The sequence below is a fragment of the Amycolatopsis sp. cmx-8-4 genome (assembly GCF_046548675.1).
Taxonomy (GTDB): domain Bacteria; phylum Actinomycetota; class Actinomycetes; order Mycobacteriales; family Pseudonocardiaceae; genus Amycolatopsis.
The window spans coordinates 117,650-138,554 of the sequence record NZ_JAEBDZ010000010.1 but is presented as its reverse complement, the minus strand read 5'-3'; the positions used below and the strand labels follow the sequence as shown (position 1 = coordinate 138,554).

The following is a 20,905-nucleotide window of genomic DNA, read 5'->3' as shown; positions in this document are numbered from 1 at the left end:
GGCGCGCGCCCGAGACTTCTGTGCACGGGTGGCCGCCAGCCCCGTCGGAAGGTGATCGAAACCGGCTTCGCGCCAATCCGGGGCGAAGCACGCTCAAATTCAGGAAGGAACCAGCATGACCCTGCCTTCCCCAAGGTCCCCTGCGAAATGGACCAGGCTGTTCGGCACCGCACTCCTGGGCGCCGGCCTCCTGCTCACCCTCGACACCCCGGCCCGCGCCGACATCCCCGCCGCGGACTACCAGCAGGTCGCCCTCGCCACCGGCGCGGCCGAGCTCGGCGAGGCGATGTCGCTCGCCGTGCTGCCCGACCGCTCGGTCGTGCACACCTCCCGCGACGGCACCGTCCGCGTCACCACCGCGGCCGGCGCGACGTCCGTCGCGGCCAAGCTGAACGTCTACACCCACGACGAGGAAGGCCTCCAGGGCGTCGCCGCCGATCCCGGCTTCGCCGCCAACCGCTACGTCTGGCTCTACTTCTCGCCGAGACTGTCCACACCGGACGGTGACGCGCCGACCGACGGCACCGCCGCCGACTTCGCGCCGTTCAAGGGCGAGCTGCACCTGTCGAGGTTCGTCCTCAAGACGGACAACACCCTCGACCTGGCCAGCGAAAAGGTCGTTATGGCCGTGCAGAACGACCGCGGCCAGTGCTGTCACGTCGGAGGTGACATCGACTTCGACGCCGCCGGCAACCTCTACCTGACCACCGGCGACGACACGAACCCGTTCTCCTCCGACAGCTACTCGCCGATCGACGAACGCACCACGCGCAACCCGCAGTTCGACGCGCAGCGCTCGGCCGGCAACACGAACGACCTGCGCGGCAAGCTCCTGCGGATCCACCCGCAGGCCGACGGGACGTACACGATCCCGTCGGGCAACCTGTTCGCGCCGGGCACCGCGAACACCCGGCCGGAGATCTACGGCATGGGCTTCCGCAACTCGTTCCGGATGAGTGTCGACAAGGCGACCGGCGTCGTCTACCTCGGCGACTACGGCCCGGACGCCGGTGTCACCGACGCCAACCGCGGGCCGCAGGGCCAGGTCGAGTTCGACCGGATCACCAGCGCGGGCAACTTCGGCTGGCCGTACTGCACCGGCTCGAACACGACCACCGAGTCGTACAACCACTACACCTTCCCGAGCGGGCCGTCCGGGGCGAAGTACGACTGCGCGGGCGGGCCGACGAATTCCTCGCCGCGCAACACCGGCGTCGCCAAGCTGCCGGTGCCGAAGGCCGCGTGGATCAAGTACGCGGGTGACGAAGGGTCGCCGCCGGAGTTCGGCAGCGGCTCGGAGTCGCCGATGGGCGGGCCGGTCTACCGGTACGACGCCGCTTCGACGTCCACGGTCAAGTTCCCGCAGTCCCTCGACGGCAAGTTCTTCGCCGGGGAGTACGGGCGCAAGTGGATCAAGGCGGTGACCGTCAACGCCGACGGCAGCCGCGGCACGATCGACAACTTCCCGTGGACCGGCACGCAGGTCATGGACATGGCCTTCGGCCCGGACGGCGCGCTCTACGTCCTCGACTACGGCACCGGCAGCGACAACCAGGCGCTGTACCGGGTCGAGTACCTCGCGGGCACCAACCGCAACCCGGTCGCCAAGGCGGCGGCCGACAAGACGTCGGGGCCGAACCCGCTGACCGTGACCTTCTCGTCCGCGGGCAGCAGCGATCCCGAAGGCGGTGCCCTGACCTACCGCTGGAACTTCGGCGACGGCCAGACGTCGACCGCCGCGAACCCGGCGCACACCTACACCACCAACGGGACGTACTCACCGAGTCTCACGGTGACCGACCCGGCCGGCCTCACCGGCACCGCGAGCCTGGTCGTCACGGTCGGGAACACCGCGCCGACGGTGAACCTGACCACGCCGGCCGACGGGCAGCTGTTCTCCTTCGGCGACACCGTGCCGTTCCAGGTGACCGGCAGTGACCCGGAGGACGGGGCGCTGGACTGCTCGAAGGTCAAGGTGACCTATCTCCTGGGCCACGACAGCCACCAGCACCAGATCACCCAAGCGACCGGTTGCAGCGGCTCGATCGCCGTCCCGGTCGACGGTGAGCACGACGCCGCGGCGAACATCTTCGGCGTCTTCGACGCGCAGTACACCGACAACGGCGGCCTCGTCTCGCACAGCGTCCGCAAGCTGCAACCGCGGCACCGCCAGGGCGAGCACTTCTCAGCGCAGTCCGGGATCCAGCTCGCCGACCACGGTTCGGCGGAGGGCGGTCGCACGGTCGGCTACACCGACAACGGCGACTGGATCTCCTTCGCGCCGTACGCGCTGGGCAACGCGACGTCGATCAGCGCGCACGTCTCCTCGGGCGGCCCCGGCGGCACGCTGGAGGTCCGCGCGGGTTCGCCGACCGGCACCCTGCTGGGCACGATGACCGTGGCGAACACCGGTGGCTGGGAGACGTTCCAGGACGTGACGACGGCCCTGGCCAACCGGCCGTCCGGGTCGACGTCGCTGTACCTGGTGTTCAAGGGCGTCACCGGGCAGGGCAACCTGTTCGACCTGGACTCGTTCACCTTCGCCACCGCCACGCAGGCGGGGTCGATCGAGGGCGAGTCGTTCACGTCCGGGTCCGGCGTCCAGGCCGCGGCGCACGCCGCGGCGAGCGGCGGGAACACCCTGGGCTACATCGACAACGGCGACTGGGCCGGGTACGCGTCGGTGAGCACGTCGGGCGCGCGGACGTTCACCGCGCGGGTGTCGTCGGCCGGCCCGGGCGGCACGATCGAGATCCGCTCGGGTTCGGCGACGGGGACACTGCTGGGCACGGTTTCGGTGCCTTCGACGGGAGACTGGGAGGTCTTCCAGAACGTCACGACGTCGGTGACCGGCGGCTCCGGCCCGTTGTTCCTGGTGTTCCACGGTGGTTCCGGTTCCCTGTTCGACGTCGATTCGTTTAGCCTGAGCAGCATGCCGACCCAGGTGGATCCCGCGTACAACGTGCTGGTGTTCTCGAAGACCGCCGGGTTCCGGCACGACTCGATCCCCGCGGGGATCCAGGCGATCCGCGAACTGGGCACGGCCAACGGCTTCGGCGTCACGGCGACCGAAGACGCGTCCGTGTTCACGGCTTCCTCGCTCGCCGGGTACAAGGCGGTCGTGTTCCTGTCGACCACCGGTGACGTCCTGGACGCGACGCAGCAGGCGGCGTTCGAGTCCTATGTGAACGGTGGCGGCGGCTACCTCGGCATCCACGCCGCGGCCGACACCGAGTACGACTGGCCGTGGTACGGGCAGCTCGTCGGCGCGTGGTTCAAGAGCCACCCGGCGATCCAGGCGGCTCGTTTCGTGACAGAGGACAACACCCATCCGGCGACCGCGCACCTGCCGGCCGTCTGGAACCGCACGGACGAGCTGTACAACTACCGCACGAACCCGCGCGGTCAGGTGCACGTCCTGCAGACGCTGGACGAGTCGAGCTACACCGGCGGCGAGATGGGCGCCGACCACCCGATCACGTGGTGCCACCCGCAGGGCGGCGGCCGGGCGTTCTACACCGGCCTGGGCCACACGATCGAGTCCTATTCGGACAGTGCGTTCCGCGCCGAGCTGGTCGGCGGGATCCGCTACGCCGCCGGTGTCGTCTCGGCGGACTGCGGTGTCCGTTCCGGGTCCACAGTGGAGGGTGAGTCGTTCACGTCGGGTTCGGGTGTGCAGATCGCGGCGCACGCGCCGGCCAGTGGAGGCCAGACCCTCGGTTACATCGAGAACGGTGACTGGGCCGGGTTCGCCTCGGTGAGCACGGCCGGGATCACGCGGTTCAGCGCGGTCGTCTCGTCGGCGGGCGCGGGCGGCACGATCGAGATCCGCTCGGGCTCGGCGACCGGCACCCTGCTGGGCACGGTCGCGGTGCCGAACACGGGCAGCTGGGAGACGTTCCAGACGGTCACCACCACGGTGTCGTCCGGCACGGGCCCGCTCCACCTGGTCTTCCGGGGCGGCGCGGGTTCCCTGTTCGACATCGACACCCTGACGGTGTCCTAGGAAAGTCCGTGAAGGCCTCCTTACCGGCTCTTATGGCCGGTAAGGAGGCCTTCACGGCTTTAGCGGGTCACGGGAGCCAGCCGCCGGTGAAGCCGAAGAACTGGCCCGTCACCGGGGTGGCCTTGCCCGAGGCGAGGAATGCGATCAGCGCGCCCATCTCCTCCTGCCGGCCGAGGCGCTGGAGCGGGACCTCCTTGGCGACGGTCGCGCGCAGCTCGGCATCGGACTCCCAGAGCCCGGGCGGGAAGTAGGTCGGGTTCTCGAACCAGTTCGGGCCGATGGCGTTGAACTGGATGTTGTACTCGCCCAGCGCTTTGGCGGCCCCGGCCACCAGCGTGGTGGCCGCGGCGCGCGCCGCGCTGTAGAGGACCGCGGTGGCGAGCGGCCGGACGGCGGCCGCCGACGTCACCAGGATGATCCGGCCGGTCCGCGCCTCCTTCATCGCCGGGGTCGCGGCCTGGATCAGCTCGAACGGCCGGTACACCAGCTCCCGCATCAGGAACTCGAGGTCGCCCAGCGGCGCGCCGTCGAACGGCTTCTGGACGGCGGACGGCGGCACGTAGTCGTTGCTCAGCACGACGTCGACGCGGCCGTGCTCCCGCGCGGCGGCGAGGATCGCCTCGGGCTCCTGCTCGGCGATCGGCGTCAGCTCCGGGTTCTCGGCCACGAACTTGCCGCGTACTTCGGAATCGGTGAACGTCTGGTCGTGGCAGACGACGTCGAACCCGTCGGCGGCGAGCGCTTCCGCACCGGCGGGCCCCGCGTACTGCGTCACGTTGGTGACCAAGGCAACTGTCATGCGGAAACCCTAGTGAGCCGCCAGGCCCCGCGGGTCCGCCGAACGGAGGTCCGTGAATGGCACATTGAGGGACTCAGAGTCCCTCAATGTGCCATTCACGGCTTTTAGCGCACGCCGAGGAGGTGCTCCAGCGCCAGCTGGTTCAGGTGCGTGAAGTGGTAGCCGCGGGTCGCGGCCGCCTCGACGTCGAAGTCGTCCTTCTGCAGGTCGTCCAGGGACTCGCCCGGGGCCAGCGTCGGGGTCGACAGCTCCGGGACGCGGGACGCCGCCAGGGCTTCCACGACTTCCGGGTCCGCGCGGAACTTGCGGGACTTCTCCTTCAGGATCAGGTACGTCCGCATGTTCGCGGCCGCGGAGATCCAGACGTCCTCGGTGTCCTCGGTGCGCAGCGGCTTGTAGTCGAAGTGGCGCGGGCCGTCGTAGCCGCCGTTCTCCAGCAGGTCGACGAGGAAGAACGCGCTCTTCACGTCGCCGTGGCCGAAGATCAGGTCCTGGTCGAACTTCGGGCCGTGCTGGCCGTTCAGGTCGATGTGGAACAGCTTGCCCTGCCACAGCGCCTGCGAGATGCCGTGCACGAAGTTCAGCCCGGCCATCTGCTCGTGCCCGACCTCCGGGTTGAGCCCGAACATCTCCGAGCGCTCCAGCTGCGAGATGAAGCCGAGCGCGTGCCCAATCGTCGGCAGCAGGATGTCGCCGCGCGGCTCGTTGGGCTTGGGCTCCAGCGCGAACCGCAGCGAATAGCCCTTCTCGACGACGTACTCCGCGAGTGCGTCGAGGCCCTCCTTGTACCGGTCCAGGGCCGCGCGGACGTCCTTCGCGCCGTCGGACTCGGCGCCCTCGCGGCCACCCCAGACGACGTAGGTCTGCGCGCCCAGCTCGGCCGCCAGGTCGATGTTGCGCCGCACCTTGCGCAGCGCGTAGCGGCGGACGTCGCGGTCGTTGCTGGTCAGGCCGCCGTCCTTGAACACCGGGTGGGTGAACAGGTTCGTCGTGGCCATCGGCACCTTGAGCCCGGTCTCGGCGAGCGCCTTGCGGAACCGCTCGATCGCCTTGTCGCGGTCGGGTTCGGTGGCCAGCAGGTCGTCGTCGTGGAACGTCACCCCGTAGGCGCCCAGCTCCGCCAGCCGGTGCACGCTCTCCACCGGGTCCAGCGCCGGCCGCGTGGCGACCCCGAACGGGTCGTTCGCCGGCCAGCCCACGGTCCAGAGGCCGAAGGTGAACTTGTCGGCCGCCTGGGGGGCGTAGTCGTCCATGACTGTCCCTTCATTTAGTTCACGTTGTAGACTAAATAGTGCGCCGCGGGGTCCCGGGCGTCAAGAGCCCGGATAGAGTGCTCGGCAGGAGGGACACGATGACCCAGGCCGTGCGGCACGACTCCATGCGCGCCCGCAACCTCGAGGTCGTGCTGGGCGCGGTCAGCCGCGGCGGTCCGCTGACCCGGGCCGCCCTCGCCGAGCTGACCGGGCTGACGAAGTCCACGGTGAGCAAGCTCGTCGGCGACCTGGTGGACGCCGGTTTGCTGGCCGAGACCGGACCCGCCCGCGTGGGTGAGCGGGGCCGGCCGGGCGTGGACGTCGTGCTCAGCGGCGCCCGGATCGCGTCCCTCGGCCTGGAGATCAACGTCGACTACCTCGCCGTGCGTGTGCTCGATCTCACCGGCGCCGTCCGGTTCGCCGCCCGCCGCGACCGCGACAACCGCGGCTCCCGGCCCAAGAAGGTCCTGGCCGAGCTGCAGGCGCTCGCCGAGGAGGCGATCACCGAAGCGCGCCGCCTCGGGCTCGACCTCGCGGGCGCGGTGCTCGCGGTGTCCGGCCCGGTCGGCGCCGGCGTGCTGTTCAGCGCGCCCAACCTCGGCTGGCAGGACGTCCGCGCGGCCGACCTGCTGCGGCTGCCCGTCCCGGTCGAGCTGGACAACGAAGCGAACCTCGCCGCCCTCGGCGAGCTCTGGTACGGCGACGGCGAACGCGACTTCCTCTACGTCTCCGGCGAGGTCGGCATCGGCGCCGGCCTGGTCGTCGACGGCGAGCTGTTCGCTGGGTCCCGCGGGCTGGCCGGCGAGCTGGGCCACGTCGTCGTGACGCCGGGCGGCCCGGACTGCCGCTGCGGCGGCAACGGCTGCCTGGAAACCTACGCCGGCCAGGAAGCGTTGCTGGCGGCCGGAAACACCCCGACGGTGGCCGCGCTCCTGGCCGCACTCGACCGCGGCGACCGCGCCGCCCTGGCCGCGTGTGACGCCGCCGGCCGCGCCCTCGGCGTCGCGCTGACGTCGGCGGTGAACCTGCTCGACCTCGACCGCATCGTGCTCGGCGGCGTCTTCACGCCGCTGTACCCGTGGCTGGCCGAGCCGGTGGCCGACGTCCTGGCCACCCGGCTCGGCGGCCTCCGCGGCGCGCCGCCGGTGCTCACGGCGTCACGCCTGGGCGGCGACGCCGCGACACTCGGCGCGGCGGGCCGGGTCGTGCACCGCGTGCTCGCCGACCCGGCGCCGTTCCTGGTGCGGGCTCAGGAGGCGTAAGCCTCCACTTCGGACAGTTGCCCGGCGGGCCAGCCGGTGTTGCCGCTGAAGGTGAGCTTCAGGTACCGCTGCGCCGGAATCGTGAGGGTCACGCTGTTGCCGGTCGTCGGGTCGAACACGTACCCCGCCGGCGTGCCGCCGTTCACCGCGATCGTCTGCGTGCGACGACCCCACGCGGGCGGCAGCTTCAGCACCAGCCGCCCGGCCGTGGCCGCCGGGCCGAGGTCCACCGTCAGGGTCTGCGGGAACGCGTTGTTCGTGCTCTCCCAGTAGCTCGACGCGTTTCCGTCCACCGCGTTGCCCAGCGGGAACCCGCCCTGCGAACCAGTCGTCGAGACCGCTTTGCCCAGCGCGAGATTCGTCGAAGCCGGCGGTGGGGTGGTGCCGCCGAGCTGGGCGGCCCAGTAGCGCGTCCGGTCCAGGTAAGCGGTTTCCGACGCGGCACCCGACGTCCCGTAAGCACCCGCGAACGTCTCGTAGGCCGGTGACGGCGGTGACGAGCGGGCCGGCTCGATGATCGAGCCCTCGTGCCACTCGTTGAACGACGTCACCGAGACCCAGTCGGCGTTCGAGGAAAGCGCGTTCTGCCATTCGCGGTCGTAGGTGGCGCCGTTGTCGCGCGCGAGCGTGGGTGTCGTGTTGCCCGGCACCGCGCGGTCGTCGTTGTACCCCGGGCCGACCGACGGCGCCCACACCAGGCCGTTCGCGTCGCAGTAGGCGCTCGCCTCGCGCCACCCCGGCGCCGTCGCCCCGGCGATCGCGTCGTAGGTGTACATCCCGCCGAAGTGCGCGACCTTGCTCGTGTCCGTCGTCTGCGCCAGCACGATCGCCGACGAGCGCACCTGGTCCAGCGCCGTCCAGTCGGTGATCCGCAGGCTCTCGAAGACGTAGAACGCGCCGCGGCCGCCCTCGCGGTAGAACGCCGGGCTCGCACCGTACCGGCTGGTCAGGTACCCGATATCGGCCACAGTGGACGAAGCCGTCCGACCGCTGTAGGGCTCCAGGTGCCAGGCGACCTCGATCCCGTGCCGGGCCGCGGCTTCGAGCACGCCGGCGGCCAGACCGTCCTCATAGGACCCCTGACCCCACCAGCTGTAGACGATCACCCCGGCGCCGGACTGCTCGATCCACCGCATGTGCTGCTCGACCGCGCCCGCGAAGTCGCCGGAGTCGTACGGGCCGAGCGAGGGGTAGAAGTTCGCGCCGATGTCGGCGGGCGGCGTGTGCCCGCCTTGGTCCCAGTGGCGGTAGGCGCCGCCGCTGTTGCCGTACCAGGGGTAGTAGAACAAGTGGGTCCGGGTGGAGAGCGCCGCGGCGTGCGCGGCTCCCGGCAAAGTGGCCGCCAGCAGGAGAAGTGCGGCGAACAGCGTCGAAATCCGTCGCATGGGGACCCTCTCGGGGGATTCGGGGTGTTCCAGACCATACGGACGCCACGCGAAATCCCGCAACACTTCCACCGACATACGCAAACTTGCGTCGGAAACCCACCCGGAACCACCCGGAACGCTGCTCGGAAAGCGAAAACCGCCCCGGGCGAACCCGGGGCGGTTTCCGTTGAGCGGGACGGAACTAGCTCACGGCGTTGATCTGCACCAGCGAGCTGCCGACCGTGACACCGGTGTCGGTCTGCACGGTCAGCTGACCGCGCAGGACGCGCCCGGCCGCCGGGGCGGCGGTGGCGGTGACCGTCGCCGGCACCGTCCACGTGCTGCCCGAGGCGTGCGCCGCGACCGGGTCGGTCAGGGCGACCGAACCGAACGCCGGGTTGGTGAACACGTCGACGTAGTCGTACTCGGTGGTGCCGGTCGGCACCGCGTAGCCGTCGACCAGCGCGACCCAGGTGCCCGCCGCCGGGTTGGCGATGGTCACCGACTCCTCGGAGTCACCGTCCGCGCTCTGGCCCGCCACCACGCAGGTGCCGGTGGTGCAGTTGTACAGCACCAGGTCCAGGTCGGCGCCCACGTCGGACGTCTTCCCGATCGTGGCCGTCAGCGACGTCGAGCCCGGCGTCACCGCGATCTGGTACTGCGCCTGCGCGCCTTCGGCGATCGTGGGCCGCGCCACCTTCGCGCTGCCCAGCGTGGCGCCGAGCAGGTGCCCAGTGAACGCGCCGAGGGTGTTCGTCACGGTGTAGGACCGCGCGATCGGCGTGTTCAGCGTGGCGGCCGCGATCGTGTCCGGGTTCGGCGTGATCGTCGTGCCGAGCACCGAAGCGCTCAGCTTGTACGCCGCACTGTCCACATCGGACGTCCGGCGCGCTTCGACGACGATCTCCCAGACCCCCGGCTGCGGGTTGGCGAACGTCCGGCTGGTCGGCGTGCCGCCGGCGCAGCCCGCACCCGCGTCGGGCAGGTAGCAGGCGGTGGTCGCCGTGCTCGCCTCGGCCGGCACGCCGGTCGGGTCGTAGCGCAGGAACCGCACCTGGCCCTTGCCCGGGGCGCCGGCGCCGGCGTCCAGGTCCACCTTCAGCGCGCTGGCGCCCTGGGGCACCTTCACGAAGTAGCTGGTCGCCTGGTTGCGGGCGATCTTGCCGGAGACGTCGACCTGGTAACCCTTGGCGGTCACGAACTCCTGCGGCGCGAAGACCGTGTTGAGGGTCTGCACGTCGATGCCGATGGTCAGCGGGTTGTCCAGGTAGAGCAGGGCCGAGTGCGCGCCGCTGTTCTTCGGGTTCACCTTGACCTGGAAGGTCACCGGCTTGTTCAGCGGCACCGCGACGGTGCCCGTCGAGGAGAACGTGCCGTCGTTGCCGATCCACCGCGCGAAGTAGAGCACCGGGTTCGCCGAACCCGACGTCCGCGTGATCGTGTACGTGCGGGTGTAGGCCTGGCCCGTGGTCACGCCCTCGCGGTCGTGGATGCCAACACCGGTGTTCGGCGTCGCCAGCAGGTTCGACTGCACGGTGTGCACCTCGACCGACGTCGAGACGGCGTCCGGCTTCGGGTTGAGCGACAGCGCGACGAACGCGGCCGGGACGTTGAACAGGCCCGCGCCCTGGGCGTAGGCGTCGATGCCCGGCACGAACCGCGCGGTCGACTTGATCGCCGAACGCAGGGCCGCGACCGGCGGCCGCTGCCCGTTGTGCGTCGCCTTGTACGCGCTCACCAGCAGGGCGGCCGCACCGGTCGCCTGGGGCGAGGCCATCGACGTGCCCTGCAGCATGGCGTAGCCGGCGGGCAGGCTGTACGTGCCGGCCACCGGGCCCGGCGCCTCCCAGCGCGGGGTGGTCGAGATCGCCGCGCCGGGCGCGACGATGTCCGGCTTGAAGCCGCCGTCTTCACGCGGGCCGCGCGAGGAGAACGGGTGCATCGACTCGGGCGCCTGGGTCTTCGAACCGTAGTCCGCGAGCCAGGTCTCCTTGGTGATGTACGAACCGACCGAGATCGCGTCCGTGGCCACCGACGGGTCGCCGACGGTGTTCGCCCCGGCGCCGCTGTTGCCGGCCGAGATGAAGATCTGGACGTTGTACTCGGCGATCGTGCGGTTGTAGAGCTCCGCGCGGGCGTTGTTGCCGTCGTTGAGCGAGGGCAGGCCGCCGATCGAGATGTTGATGACGTCCGCGCCGTGGCTGGCCGCGTAGACGACGCCGTCGATCAGGCCGCTGGAGGTGCAGGCCGCGCCGGTGAGGCAGACCTTGACGGCCAGGACCTTCGCGCCCGGGGCCGCGCCGTCCATCTTGCCGCCGAACAGGTCATTGCCGGTGGCGATGCCCGCGACGTGCGAGCCGTGCTCGGCGCCGGCGATGCCGATGCCGACGAAGCCCGGCTTGTCGGTCTGGACGACGAAGGCCATCCGCTCGGCGATGTCGGTCGCCGGGTTGTCGGTGCCGAAGAAGCCGACGTCGTAGTTGGTCTTGTAGTCGGTCATCGGCTTCTCGTCGGTGAAGTCACCGTTGCCGTTGAGGTCGACGCGGACCTGCTTGGTCGCCGGGTCGAGCAGCACGCCCCAGGAGTCGGCGCGGTCGCCGTCGCGGTTGATGTCACCGCCGGTCTCGCTGTCGGCGGCACCGAGGTCGCCCGCGGTCTCGCTGAACGAGCCGAACGTGTACGGGCCGCCGGTGGCCGGGGCCGTCCAGCTCTTGCCGTTCGCGGTGAACGCGCCGGTGTAGGTCTGGGTCGACTGCGCGACCCAGGTGCCGTCACCGGAGTTGGTGGCGTTGGCGTTGTACCAGTCGACGATCTTGCGCTCGCCGTGGCTGGTCTTCGCCAGCGCGGGGGTGTCGAGGTCGACGCCGGAGTCCAGCACCGCGACCGTGGTGTCCTTGCCGTCCCAGTTGGGCAGGACCTGGCCGAACTGCGCGGCGTAGGTGTCACCGGTCGGGAGGTAGGGGTTCACGCGCGGCGTGTTCTTCCCCGGCGCCGGCTGCGGCAGCGGGGTCATCGTGCCGTCGGGCTTCGGGTCGTCGCGCACGATGAGCCCGTCGACGTCGACGGCGCTGACCGACTTCAGCTTCGCGGCCTTGCCGGCGTTGCCGGTCGGGATGCTCACCTTGACGTAGTCGAGCTTGCTGTCGGTGGACTGGACGACCCCGCCGAGGGCCTTGAGCTCGGTGACGGCGGCGCCGGTCTGGCCCTTCTCGGCCGCGACCAGCAGGGTCACGTCGGGCTTGCCGGCTTTCTCGGCTTCGGCGACGAGCGTGCGGTCGTGCTCGTCGAGGGCCTTGCTGCCGTCGGCGGCCCCGGCGGTGAGCGGGGCCTGCTGGGCGGACGCCACCGGAACGGCGATGCCGAGGACGGAGGCGCCGAGAGCGGTGGCGAGGACGGTGATCCCGGCCCGCCGTCTCCAGCTGGATCTGAGCTGTGTCACTGCGTGAGCCCTTCGTGAAGAGATGCTTGCGAGCAGTACACATCGCGGGATGATCCGCAGCAATAAGACACTTAGCCCATTACCCGCAATTGGTTGCGGGCCGAATGGCCTAACGGGATCACCGGTTAGGGGGCAACCGGATGCGACGTCGCGGCGTGATGTGCCCACCTTACTATATGTACGTATAAGAGGCTATGTTCACGTGTAGCAAGCTGCGTCGAGAGATAGGCCGTTCCATGACCGAGAGTGGTTCCGCCTTCGAGGACCTCACCGCGCGCGCCCGCATCCGCGACGCCGCCATCAGGCTGTTCACCGAGCAAGGCGCCGAGAAGACGTCGATCCTCGACATCGCCCAGGCCGCGGGCGTTTCCGGGGGGCTGATCAGGCACCACTTCGGCTCCAAGGACGGCCTGCGCAAGGCCTGCGACACCCACGTCTTCGCCGAGCTGATGCGGTTCAAGGAGGAGGCGCTGGAGAAGGGCCACGCGAACCCGGGGTTCATCCCGACGTTCGACGCCCGTCAGCTGCTCTACCGCCGCTATGTGGGCCGCGGCATGATCGACGGCTCCGACGCCGCCGCCGAGCAGTTCCGCGAGGTCGTCGACGGGACCGAGCAGTACTTCGTCGACTCCGGGCTCGACATGCCCGATCCGCGGGCCGCCGCCGCCGCGCTCACCGCCATGACCGGCGGGCTGATGATCCTGCAGGACCACATCGCGCGGGCGCTCGGCGAGGAGCCCGGCACCCCCGAGGCGATGCTCCGCACGATGGCCGCCGCCGGCCACATCTTCACCCATCCGCTCGCCACCCCCGAACTGCTCGAGAAGGCCCGCGAAGCGCTGGCCAAGAACTCCCGGAAGGAATGACGATGGCCGAAGCGATCACCGCCGCCGGCCTCACCAAGGCGTTCGGCCGGACACGGGCCCTCGACGGGCTCGACCTGACCGTCCACACCGGCGAGGTGCACGGGTTCCTCGGACCCAACGGCGCCGGCAAGACCACCACGATCCGCGTCCTGCTGGGGCTGATGCGGGCCGACGGCGGCCGGGCCACCCTGCTCGGCGGCGACCCCTGGAGCGACGCCACCGAGCTGCACCGGCGGCTCGCGTACGTGCCCGGCGACGTCACGCTCTGGCCCAACCTCACCGGCGGCGAGGTCATCGACCTGCTCGGCCGGCTGCGCGGCGGCCTCGACGCCGGGCGCCGGGACGCGCTCGTCGAGCGCTTCGACCTCGACCCGCGCAAGAAGGGCCGGACGTACTCGAAGGGCAACCGGCAGAAGGTCGCGCTGGTCGCCGCGCTGGCGTCCGACGTCGAGCTGCTGGTGCTCGACGAGCCGACGTCCGGGCTCGACCCGCTGATGGAAGAGGTCTTCCGCCAGGTCGTCGAGGAAGAGCGCGACCGCGGCGACCGGACCGTGCTGCTGTCCTCGCACATCCTCTCGGAGGTCGAGGCGCTGTGCGACCGCGTCACGATCATCCGCGCCGGCCGGACCGTCGAGTCCGGCTCGCTCGACGAGCTGCGGCACCTGGGCCGGATCACCATCGACGCCTCGCTCGAGCGCGTCCCGGCGGAGCTGGCGTCGCTGCCCGGGATCCACGACCTGAGCACGTACGGCTCGCACGTCCACCTGTCGGTCGACCAGTCCGCATTGGACAGTGTGATGCGGCACCTCGCCGACGCCGGGCTGCGCAACCTGGTGAGCCGCCCGCCGACGCTCGAGGAACTGTTCCTGCGCCACTACCAGCACGACGAGCCGGTCGGAGCGGCGCGATGACCGGCACCTGGTCGCTGCTGCGGCTGGTGCTGCGCCGCGACCGGTTCCTCATGCCGGTGTGGATCGTCGTGCTGACGGTCGCGCCGCTGGGTTACCTGTCGTCGATCAAGGCCGCGTACCCGGACGCCGCGGCGCGGCAGCACTTCTACGACCTGAACGTCACGAGCGCGACGTTCGCCGTCCGCAACGGCCCGTTGTACGGCCCGGACCTCGGCGAGCTGCTGGCCTGGCAGTGCGGGTTCATCCCGGTGGTCGTCGGGCTGATCGCGCTGCTCACCGTCGTCCGGCACACCCGGACCGAGGAGGAGGCCGGACGCCGGGAGCTGACCGGCGCGACCGTCGTCGGCCGCCACGCCGGGCTCGTCGCCGCCGTGATCGCGGCGTGCGGTGCGTGCCTCGTGTACGGCCTGCTGGTCGCGCTCGGCGTGTCCGCGCAGGGCGTCCCGGTGGCCGGAGCGCTGGTGCTGGGGCTCGGTTTCACCATGACGGGCTGGGTGTTCGCCGCCGTCGGCGCGGTCACCGCGCAGCTCACCTGGGGCGCGAGCGGCGCCCGCGGCATCGGGATCGGCCTGCTGGTGCTGGCGTTCCTGCTGCGCGCCGCCGGCGACAGCAGCGAGACGACCGGCGGGTCGGCGAGCTGGCTCGCCTGGCTGTCGCCGATCGGCTGGGCGCACCGGCTGCGCCCGTTCGCGGGGGAGCGGTGGTGGGTGCTGCTGCTGGGCGTGGTTTCCACGGGCCTGCTGGTGGTTGCCGCGGCCGGGCTGTCGGCCCGGCGGGACCTCGGCGCGGCGCTGCTGCCCGCGCGGCTCGGGCGTCCCGCGGCGAAGGCGTCGTTGCGCTCGCCGCTGGCGCTGGCCTGGCGGCTGCAGCGCGGGACGCTGCTGGTCTGGACCGTGTGCCTGGCGCTGGTCGGGCTGCTGATGGGCGGGGTCGCGCAGAACGTCTCGGACATGGTGCGGGACAACAAAGCCGTCGCCGACGTCTTCGAGCGGCTCGGCGGCGGGGGCGCGGTGATGGACGCGTACCTGGCCGGGACGATGACGTTGTTCGGCCTCGCGGCGGCGGGCTACGCGGTGCAGGCGACACTGAAGCTGCGCGCCGAGGAGGCGGCCGGCCGGGCGGAACCGGTGCTGGCCACGGCGGTCGGCCGGCTCGGCTGGGCGGCGGCGCACCTGGTGTTCGCGCTGCTGGGGTCGGCGTTCGTGCTGGCGGTCACGGGGCTGGCGACCGGCCTGGCCTACGGTGACGGCGCGCGGCTGATCCCCGCGGCCCTGGCGCAGCTGCCCGCGGTGTGGGTCCTGGCCGGGCTCGCGGCGGCGTTGATCGGGTTCCTGCCGCGCTTCGCGGCGGCGGCGTGGGGGCTGCTGGGCGCGTTCCTGTTGCTGTCGCTGGTCGGCTCGGCGTTGCGGTGGAACGACGCCGTGCTCGGCATCTCACCGTTCCAGCACCTGCCGCGGCTGCCGGGTGGCACGTTCTCGGTGACCCCGTTGCTCTGGCTGGTGCTGATCGCCGCGGTGGCGGGCGTCGCCGGCCTGGCCGCACTGCGCCGCCGCGACATGCCCGTGGGCTGAACGCCGTGAATGGCACATCGAGGGACTCAGAGTCCCTCGATGTGCCATTCACGGACTTCGGCGGCAACCGAGGGAGTCGAACCCTGCGCGGCTTGTGAAGGCGGCGCCCATGGACCGGCCCTGACCCTTCGGCGGGCGACGGCTGCCATCTCTTTCAACGGTAGCCAATACCCAGAAATTTCCCATCTCACGCTGTGCTTCACCCGGACGTGACCTGCCTGGCAAGGTAGGGCCATGGACGATCTTCTGCTGCGCCGCGTGCGCCCGGGACTCGGCGGCGAGCTCGCGGACGTGCGCGTCACCGACGGCCGCGTCGCCTCGATCACCGAGCCCGGGTCGGCCGGTTTCGCGGCGCGGATCGTCGACGGCCACGGCGGCACGCTGCTGCCGGGCCTGGTCGACGCGCACGTCCACGTCGTGCAGTGGGCCACCTTCCGCCGCCGCATCCCGCTCGAAGCCGCGCGGTCGGCGGGGGAGACGGTCGAGCTGCTGCTGGCGCACCTGCTGGCGACGCCGTCGCGGCCGGCGGAACTGGTCGTGGGCGCGGGCTTCCGCGACGCGCTCTGGCCGGACAAGCCGCACAAGGAGCTGCTGCAGCGCGCGCTGCCCGGGCGGGCGGTGGCGTTGTTCAGCGCGGACCTGCACACGCTGTGGCTGAGCCCGGCGGCGCTGAAGCTGATCGGGCGCGAGCACCCGACGGGCGTGCTGCTGGAGAACGACTGCATGAGCGCGACGGCCGAGCTGCCCACGGCCGCCGTCGACGTCCAGGACCGGTGGGTCGCCGAAGCCGTGCGCGCGGCGGCCGTGCGCGGGGTCACCCAGATCGTCGACTACGAATACGCCGACACCGTCACGGACTGGCTGCGCCGGCTGGAACGCGGCGCCCCGGCGGCGCGGGTCTCCTGCGTCATCGCGCGGTACCTGCTGGATCAGGCCATCGAGCGCGGCTACCGCACGGACGACGTCCTCCCGGACTCCGGCGGGCTCCTCACGGTCGGCCCGTTCAAGCTCTTCGTCGACGGCTCGCTCAACACCCGCACGGCCTACTGCCACGACCCCTACCCGGGCGGGGATTCGCTGGGGCTGCTGGAACTCCCGCCGACCGAGCTGGTGCCGCTGATGCGCCGCGCGTCCGGGCACGGCCTGCTTCCGGCGGTCCACGCGATCGGCGACCAGGCCAACACGATCGCCCTGGACGCGTTCGAGGAGGTCGGCTGCCCGGGCCGGATCGAGCACGCCCAGCTGCTCTCGCCCGCGGACGTCCCGCGGTTCGCGGCCCTCGGCGTCGTCGCGGCGGTCCAGCCGGCCCACCAGCCGGACGACCGCGACGTCGCGGACCGCCACTGGACCGGCCGGACGGCGCGCGCGTTCCCGTACCGCTCCCTGCTGGAAACGGGCGCCCGGCTGGAGCTGGGCTCGGACGCGCCGGTCGCGCCGCTGGACCCGTGGGACGGCATCGCGTCGGCGATCTCCCGCACCGACGACGACCGCCCGCCGTGGCACCCGGAGCAGTCGATCCCGTTCGCCGACGCCCTGGCGGCGGCCTCGGGCGGCCGCCGCGGCGTCGCGGTGGGCGACGTCGCGGACCTGATGGTGACGGCGGCGGACCCGGCTTCCCTGTCACCGCAGGATCTCCGCCGCCTCCCGGTGACGGCGACGATCCTGGGCGGCCACGTCACCCACCAGTCCTGACGCGCCTCCCGGCTCCCAAACGCCCCAATGTGGCGTTGGTTGCGTCCTGCGCACCCAATGTGGCGTTGGGTGCGTCAGACGCACCCAACGCCACATTGGGGCGCCCACTCTCGCGCTATGGACGGCGGGTGAGCGGAGGGCGTGGGCGCCGCTGGGCCGCCGCGTAGGCAGCGCGCAGTTCGGCGATCACCCGGTCGGGCTCCGTGCGCAGTCGGATCGGCAGGGTCTGAAGGACGGCGATCCCGCCAGCGGCGTAGCGAGCGTTGCGATCGAGGGTGTTCGAATAGTCGTTCCATTCGCTGTGCCACTTGCGGGAGTCGATCTCCCAGGCGAAGGCGACTTCGTCGCACCATGCGTCGGGCTTGGCGACGAAGGTGCCGTGCTCGTCGAAGACCCGGACGTTCCACTCGGCGGGCGGCAGCCCGGCGAGCTTCCAGATTTCCCAGGCATCGGCCTCCGCGACCGATTCCGCGCCGTGCAGGATCGCCTGCAGCGCACGGCGGGGGATCGCCGAGCCTCGTTGGCTGCCGAGGCGAAGTTCCTTGTCGAGCCGGTCAGGTGGGCAACGCTTGCGTTGAACGCTCTCGGCGAGCATGGCTTGCACGGTGTCGAAGTTCCGGATTCGACGCGATGCGTCGAGCACCGCCCGGTGGATCGGCGCAATCGGCACGCCGTCTCGCTCGAGCGGGTCAGGCAGGCGAGTCGTGCGTTCGACGAGGACGAAGCCACTGCTGGTGATTTCGCGCTCGTCCGGGATCAGGATGTGTACGTCGTCGGGCTCCGGGATTTGCCGGAGCCCGTGTCTTCGCAGCGCCCAAATACCGGTGATCATGGCGGATGCACCGCCTCGAAGGAGTGCCGCCCGCAATCGTTGCTCGGCCGACGGCTCAGTGGGATGCAACAGGATGATCCCCGGTAGGAGCCTTCGCCACGGCCCGCCGGGCAGGCAGCGCCGGTACACGCTGCTGCGTGGCATGCCGATCTCCTCGAGCTCGGCTGTGCGTACGACGTCCGGATTGTCTGCGTGGCCGACAACCAATGGATGCCGTGCCCAGTTTCCCCTCTTCACAGTTCCAGGATCACCACACTTGCCGACAAAACTCCAGCTCAGAGCGTTGCGAACGGTCCGTTCGCGCCACTCTTCGCTGTCGGCGTCCAGTTGCGGTGCTCCAGCCCCGAGCGCCCCAATGTGGCGTTGGGTGCGCTGGACGCACCCAATGTGGCGTTCGGTGCGTCAGATGCACCCAACGCCACATTGGGGCGTTTAGGTCGCTCGTGGGTCTTGACCTGTCCGGTGGACAGCGTCAAGGATTCACTCACAGTCTGACAACGTTGTCACAGGAGGAACCGGATGAGAGCGCGCAAGCGCGTCCTGGCCGTCACGCTCGCCGGCGTGACCGCCGTCGCCCTCGCGACCCCCGCGCAGGCGGCACCACACGGGCCGAAGTTCGCCGACGACCCGACCACCCTCGTCGACACCTCGATCGGCAACAACGGGGACGGCACCACCTTCCCGGGCGCGACGACGCCGTTCGGCATGGTCCAGCTCAGCCCGGACACCCAGCTCAAGAAGTACGCGTCCTACGACTACGCGCAGGACACCACCCTCGGCTTCAGCCACACCCACCTTTCGGGCGTCGGCTGCCAGACCATGGGCAACTTCCGCTTCATGCCGACCACCGGCGCCGTCACCAGCAGCGACCCCGCGCAGTACGGCGCGAAGTTCAGCCACGCCAACGAAACCCGGCAGCCGGGCTACTACGGCGTCAAGCTCGACAACGGCATCGACGCGGAACTGTCCGCGACCCAGCGGACCGGCCAGCACCGCTACACCTACCCGGACGGCGCCACCAGTGAGAACGTCCTCGTCGAGGTCGGCGAGAGCAACGGCTACACCTACGCCGGTGACGTCCACGTCGTCGGCGACGACACCGTCGAGGGCTGGCTGCAGGGCGGCAACTTCTGCTGGGAGACGCAGAAAGAACGCTACAAGGTCTTCTTCAGCGCCAAGTTCGATCGCAAGTTCACGAGTTTCGGCACCTGGACCGACAACAAGCTCACGCCGAACCAGCGCGACGCGAGCCTCGGCAGCCAGCGCGCCGGTGCGTGGCTGAATTTCGGCACGGACAAGAATCAGGTCGGCGCGTCCGTCGGCGTCTCCTACACCTCGGTCGACGGCGCCCGGCTGAACCGGAAGACCGAGCAGCCCAAGTCGTTCGACAAGGCCCGCAAGTCCGCGCACGACACCTGGGCGGACGAGCTGAACCGAATGCGCGTCGCCGGCGGGACCCCCGCCGACCAGCGCACCTACTACAGCGCGCTCTACCGGTCGCTGCTGCACCCGTCCGTCGGGTCCGATGTGGACGGTTCCTACCGCGGCTTCGACGACGCCGTGCACCGCAGCCGGGACACCTACTACCAGATGTTCTCGCTGTGGGACACCTACCGCTCGCAGAACCAGCTCGTCGCGCTGCTGCACCCGGACAAGGCCGCGGACATGACCAAGTCCGTCCTCAAGATCTACCAGGACGGCGGCTGGGTGCCGCGCTGGGCGCTGGCCGGCGGCGAGACGAACGTGATGAGCGGCGACCCGGTGACGCCGTGGGTGGTCGACAACTACCGCCGCGGCCTCCTCGACGACCGCACCGCCCGGCAGCTGTTCGACGCCTTGTGGCGCAACGCCACCGAAGTCCCGGCCGACCAGTCGATCTTCCGCGGCCGCGACGGCAACCCGAACTACGTCAAGAACGGCTGGATCGGCTACCAGGACGTGCCCGGTTACACCTTCGGCGACACCCGCCAGGCCGGCTCCGCGACGCTCGAGTACGCCCTCGCCGACTGCGCACTGTCCACGATGGCGTCCGGGTTGGGCTACCGCGACAAGGCCAGGACGCTGTCCGCGCGCTGCGGCAACTTCTCGAAGCTCTGGGACACCAGCGTCGAGTCCCACGGCTTCACCGGCTTCCCGCGCACCCGCGCGGCGGACGGCACCGGCGTCGGCGACCCCGACCCGGCCCAGTCGACCGGGTTCCACGAGGGCACGCCGTGGCAGTACCAGTGGCTCGCCCAGCAGGACACCGCGAAGCTGTTCGGCCTGATGGGTGGCGCGGGGCAGGCGGAGAAGCGGCTCGACACGTTCTTCGACACGCCGCTGCTGCTCACCGACCCGGCGAAGGCCGCCAAGGACTCCTGGGTCCACGGCGCGTACGACTACCACAACAACTTCGCCTTCAACCCCAACAACGAACCCGACCTGCACGCGCCCTGGATGTACAGCTGGACGGGCGCGCCGTGGAAGACGTCGGCCGTCCTGCGCGCGGCGCGGACGCTCTTCACCGACACGCCGTACGGCATGCCGGGCAACGACGACCTCGGCACCATCTCGTCGTGGCTGGTCTTCGGCATGACGGGCGTCTTCGAGGCCCAGCCCGGCTCCGGGACGTACCTGCTCAGCACGCCGATGTTCGAGAAGGTCGAGATCCACCCGGAGCACGGCCGCAAGCTGGAGATCGAGGCGCCCGGCGCGAGCGCGTCGAAACTCCAGTACACAACGGACGTCCACATCGGACACCGCGGCTACGACCGCAGCTGGATCTCGCACGAGGACCTGCTCCGCGCGGGCACGATCCGCTTCACCCTGAGCGACACCCCGACGGCGTGGGGTACGAAGTCCGCCCCGCCCGCGATGTGATCCCAAAGCCGTGAAGGCCTCCTTACCGGCTCTTATGGCCGGTAAGGA

12 protein-coding genes are annotated in these 20,905 nt (G+C 70.8%); 7 read left to right on the top strand and 5 right to left on the bottom strand.

Annotation, left to right across the window (positions count from 1 at the left end):
• Positions 1 to 115 precede the first annotated feature (115 nt).
• Positions 116 to 4,006, top strand: coding sequence for a carbohydrate-binding protein (locus tag ACLJQZ_RS22765; protein ID WP_410621924.1), 3,891 nt, complete (start codon positions 116 to 118; stop codon positions 4,004 to 4,006).
• A 67-nt stretch (positions 4,007 to 4,073) separates the two neighbouring features.
• Here ACLJQZ_RS22765 and ACLJQZ_RS22760 read toward each other — a convergent pair whose 3' ends face one another.
• Together ACLJQZ_RS22760 and xylA are read right to left on the bottom strand one after the other, a co-directional pair.
• Positions 4,074 to 4,805 (bottom strand): SDR family oxidoreductase, encoded by a 732-nt coding sequence (locus ACLJQZ_RS22760; RefSeq protein WP_410621923.1) that lies wholly within the window; start codon positions 4,803 to 4,805, stop codon positions 4,074 to 4,076.
• A gap of 104 nt (positions 4,806 to 4,909) precedes the next feature.
• Positions 4,910 to 6,058 carry a xylose isomerase gene (gene xylA / locus ACLJQZ_RS22755; protein WP_410621922.1) on the bottom strand — a complete coding sequence of 383 codons (1,149 nt, stop codon included), beginning with the start codon at positions 6,056 to 6,058 and terminating at the stop codon, positions 4,910 to 4,912.
• Positions 6,059 to 6,156: 98 nt separating this feature from the next.
• Here xylA and ACLJQZ_RS22750 point away from each other — a divergent pair, with 98 nt between their 5' ends.
• A complete protein-coding gene (locus ACLJQZ_RS22750; protein ID WP_410621921.1) occupies positions 6,157 to 7,320 on the top strand; it encodes an ROK family protein in 1,164 nt (387 codons plus the stop codon).
• Here the strand turns inward: ACLJQZ_RS22750 and ACLJQZ_RS22745 are convergent.
• Both ACLJQZ_RS22745 and ACLJQZ_RS22740 read right to left on the bottom strand, forming a co-directional pair.
• Complete coding sequence (locus ACLJQZ_RS22745) at positions 7,308 to 8,705, bottom strand: discoidin domain-containing protein (protein WP_410621920.1); 1,398 nt, start codon at positions 8,703 to 8,705, stop codon at positions 7,308 to 7,310. The genes ACLJQZ_RS22750 and ACLJQZ_RS22745 overlap by 13 nt on opposite strands.
• A gap of 184 nt (positions 8,706 to 8,889) precedes the next feature.
• A complete protein-coding gene (locus ACLJQZ_RS22740) occupies positions 8,890 to 12,126 on the bottom strand; it encodes a S8 family serine peptidase (RefSeq protein ID WP_410621919.1) in 3,237 nt (1,078 codons plus the stop codon).
• A gap of 236 nt (positions 12,127 to 12,362) precedes the next feature.
• On the opposite strand from ACLJQZ_RS22740, the gene ACLJQZ_RS22735 reads away from it, so the two are divergent.
• The 4 genes from ACLJQZ_RS22735 (at position 12,363) to ACLJQZ_RS22720 (ending at position 17,166) form a co-directional block, all read left to right on the top strand.
• Complete coding sequence (locus ACLJQZ_RS22735) at positions 12,363 to 12,992, top strand: TetR/AcrR family transcriptional regulator (protein ID WP_410621918.1); 630 nt, start codon at positions 12,363 to 12,365, stop codon at positions 12,990 to 12,992.
• A 2-nt stretch (positions 12,993 to 12,994) separates the two neighbouring features.
• Complete coding sequence (locus ACLJQZ_RS22730) at positions 12,995 to 13,903, top strand: ATP-binding cassette domain-containing protein (protein WP_410621917.1); 909 nt, start codon at positions 12,995 to 12,997, stop codon at positions 13,901 to 13,903.
• The gene (locus ACLJQZ_RS22725) at positions 13,900 to 15,474 is read left to right on the top strand and encodes an ABC transporter permease (protein ID WP_410621916.1); all 1,575 of its coding nucleotides are present in this window, start codon (positions 13,900 to 13,902) and stop codon (positions 15,472 to 15,474) included. Before ACLJQZ_RS22730 ends, ACLJQZ_RS22725 begins: the two co-directional genes overlap by 4 nt.
• Positions 15,475 to 15,708: 234 nt before the next feature.
• Positions 15,709 to 17,166 carry an amidohydrolase gene (locus tag ACLJQZ_RS22720; RefSeq protein ID WP_410621915.1) on the top strand — a complete coding sequence of 486 codons (1,458 nt, stop codon included), beginning with the start codon at positions 15,709 to 15,711 and terminating at the stop codon, positions 17,164 to 17,166.
• A gap of 115 nt (positions 17,167 to 17,281) precedes the next feature.
• Here ACLJQZ_RS22720 and ACLJQZ_RS22715 read toward each other — a convergent pair whose 3' ends face one another.
• Positions 17,282 to 18,067 carry a hypothetical protein gene (locus ACLJQZ_RS22715; RefSeq protein ID WP_410622073.1) on the bottom strand — a complete coding sequence of 262 codons (786 nt, stop codon included), beginning with the start codon at positions 18,065 to 18,067 and terminating at the stop codon, positions 17,282 to 17,284.
• Positions 18,068 to 18,517: 450 nt separating this feature from the next.
• Here ACLJQZ_RS22715 and ACLJQZ_RS22710 point away from each other — a divergent pair, with 450 nt between their 5' ends.
• A complete protein-coding gene (locus ACLJQZ_RS22710; protein WP_410621914.1) occupies positions 18,518 to 20,857 on the top strand; it encodes a GH92 family glycosyl hydrolase in 2,340 nt (779 codons plus the stop codon).
• The last annotated feature ends 48 nt before the right edge of the window (positions 20,858 to 20,905 follow it).

What these genes read in the sequence shown, in the direction of transcription:
- xylA (WP_410621922.1), bottom strand. Translation starts at nt 6,058, where the DNA reads ATGGACGACTACGCCCCCCAGGCGGCCGACAAGTTCACCTTCGGCCTC.
- ACLJQZ_RS22765 (WP_410621924.1), top strand. Translation starts at nt 116, where the DNA reads ATGACCCTGCCTTCCCCAAGGTCCCCTGCGAAATGGACCAGGCTGTTC.
- ACLJQZ_RS22760 (WP_410621923.1), bottom strand. Translation starts at nt 4,805, where the DNA reads ATGACAGTTGCCTTGGTCACCAACGTGACGCAGTACGCGGGGCCCGCC.
- ACLJQZ_RS22710 (WP_410621914.1), top strand. Translation starts at nt 18,518, where the DNA reads ATGAGAGCGCGCAAGCGCGTCCTGGCCGTCACGCTCGCCGGCGTGACC.
- ACLJQZ_RS22750 (WP_410621921.1), top strand. Translation starts at nt 6,157, where the DNA reads ATGACCCAGGCCGTGCGGCACGACTCCATGCGCGCCCGCAACCTCGAG.
- ACLJQZ_RS22745 (WP_410621920.1), bottom strand. Translation starts at nt 8,705, where the DNA reads ATGCGACGGATTTCGACGCTGTTCGCCGCACTTCTCCTGCTGGCGGCC.
- ACLJQZ_RS22725 (WP_410621916.1), top strand. Translation starts at nt 13,900, where the DNA reads ATGACCGGCACCTGGTCGCTGCTGCGGCTGGTGCTGCGCCGCGACCGG.
- ACLJQZ_RS22720 (WP_410621915.1), top strand. Translation starts at nt 15,709, where the DNA reads ATGGACGATCTTCTGCTGCGCCGCGTGCGCCCGGGACTCGGCGGCGAG.
- ACLJQZ_RS22730 (WP_410621917.1), top strand. Translation starts at nt 12,995, where the DNA reads ATGGCCGAAGCGATCACCGCCGCCGGCCTCACCAAGGCGTTCGGCCGG.
- ACLJQZ_RS22735 (WP_410621918.1), top strand. Translation starts at nt 12,363, where the DNA reads ATGACCGAGAGTGGTTCCGCCTTCGAGGACCTCACCGCGCGCGCCCGC.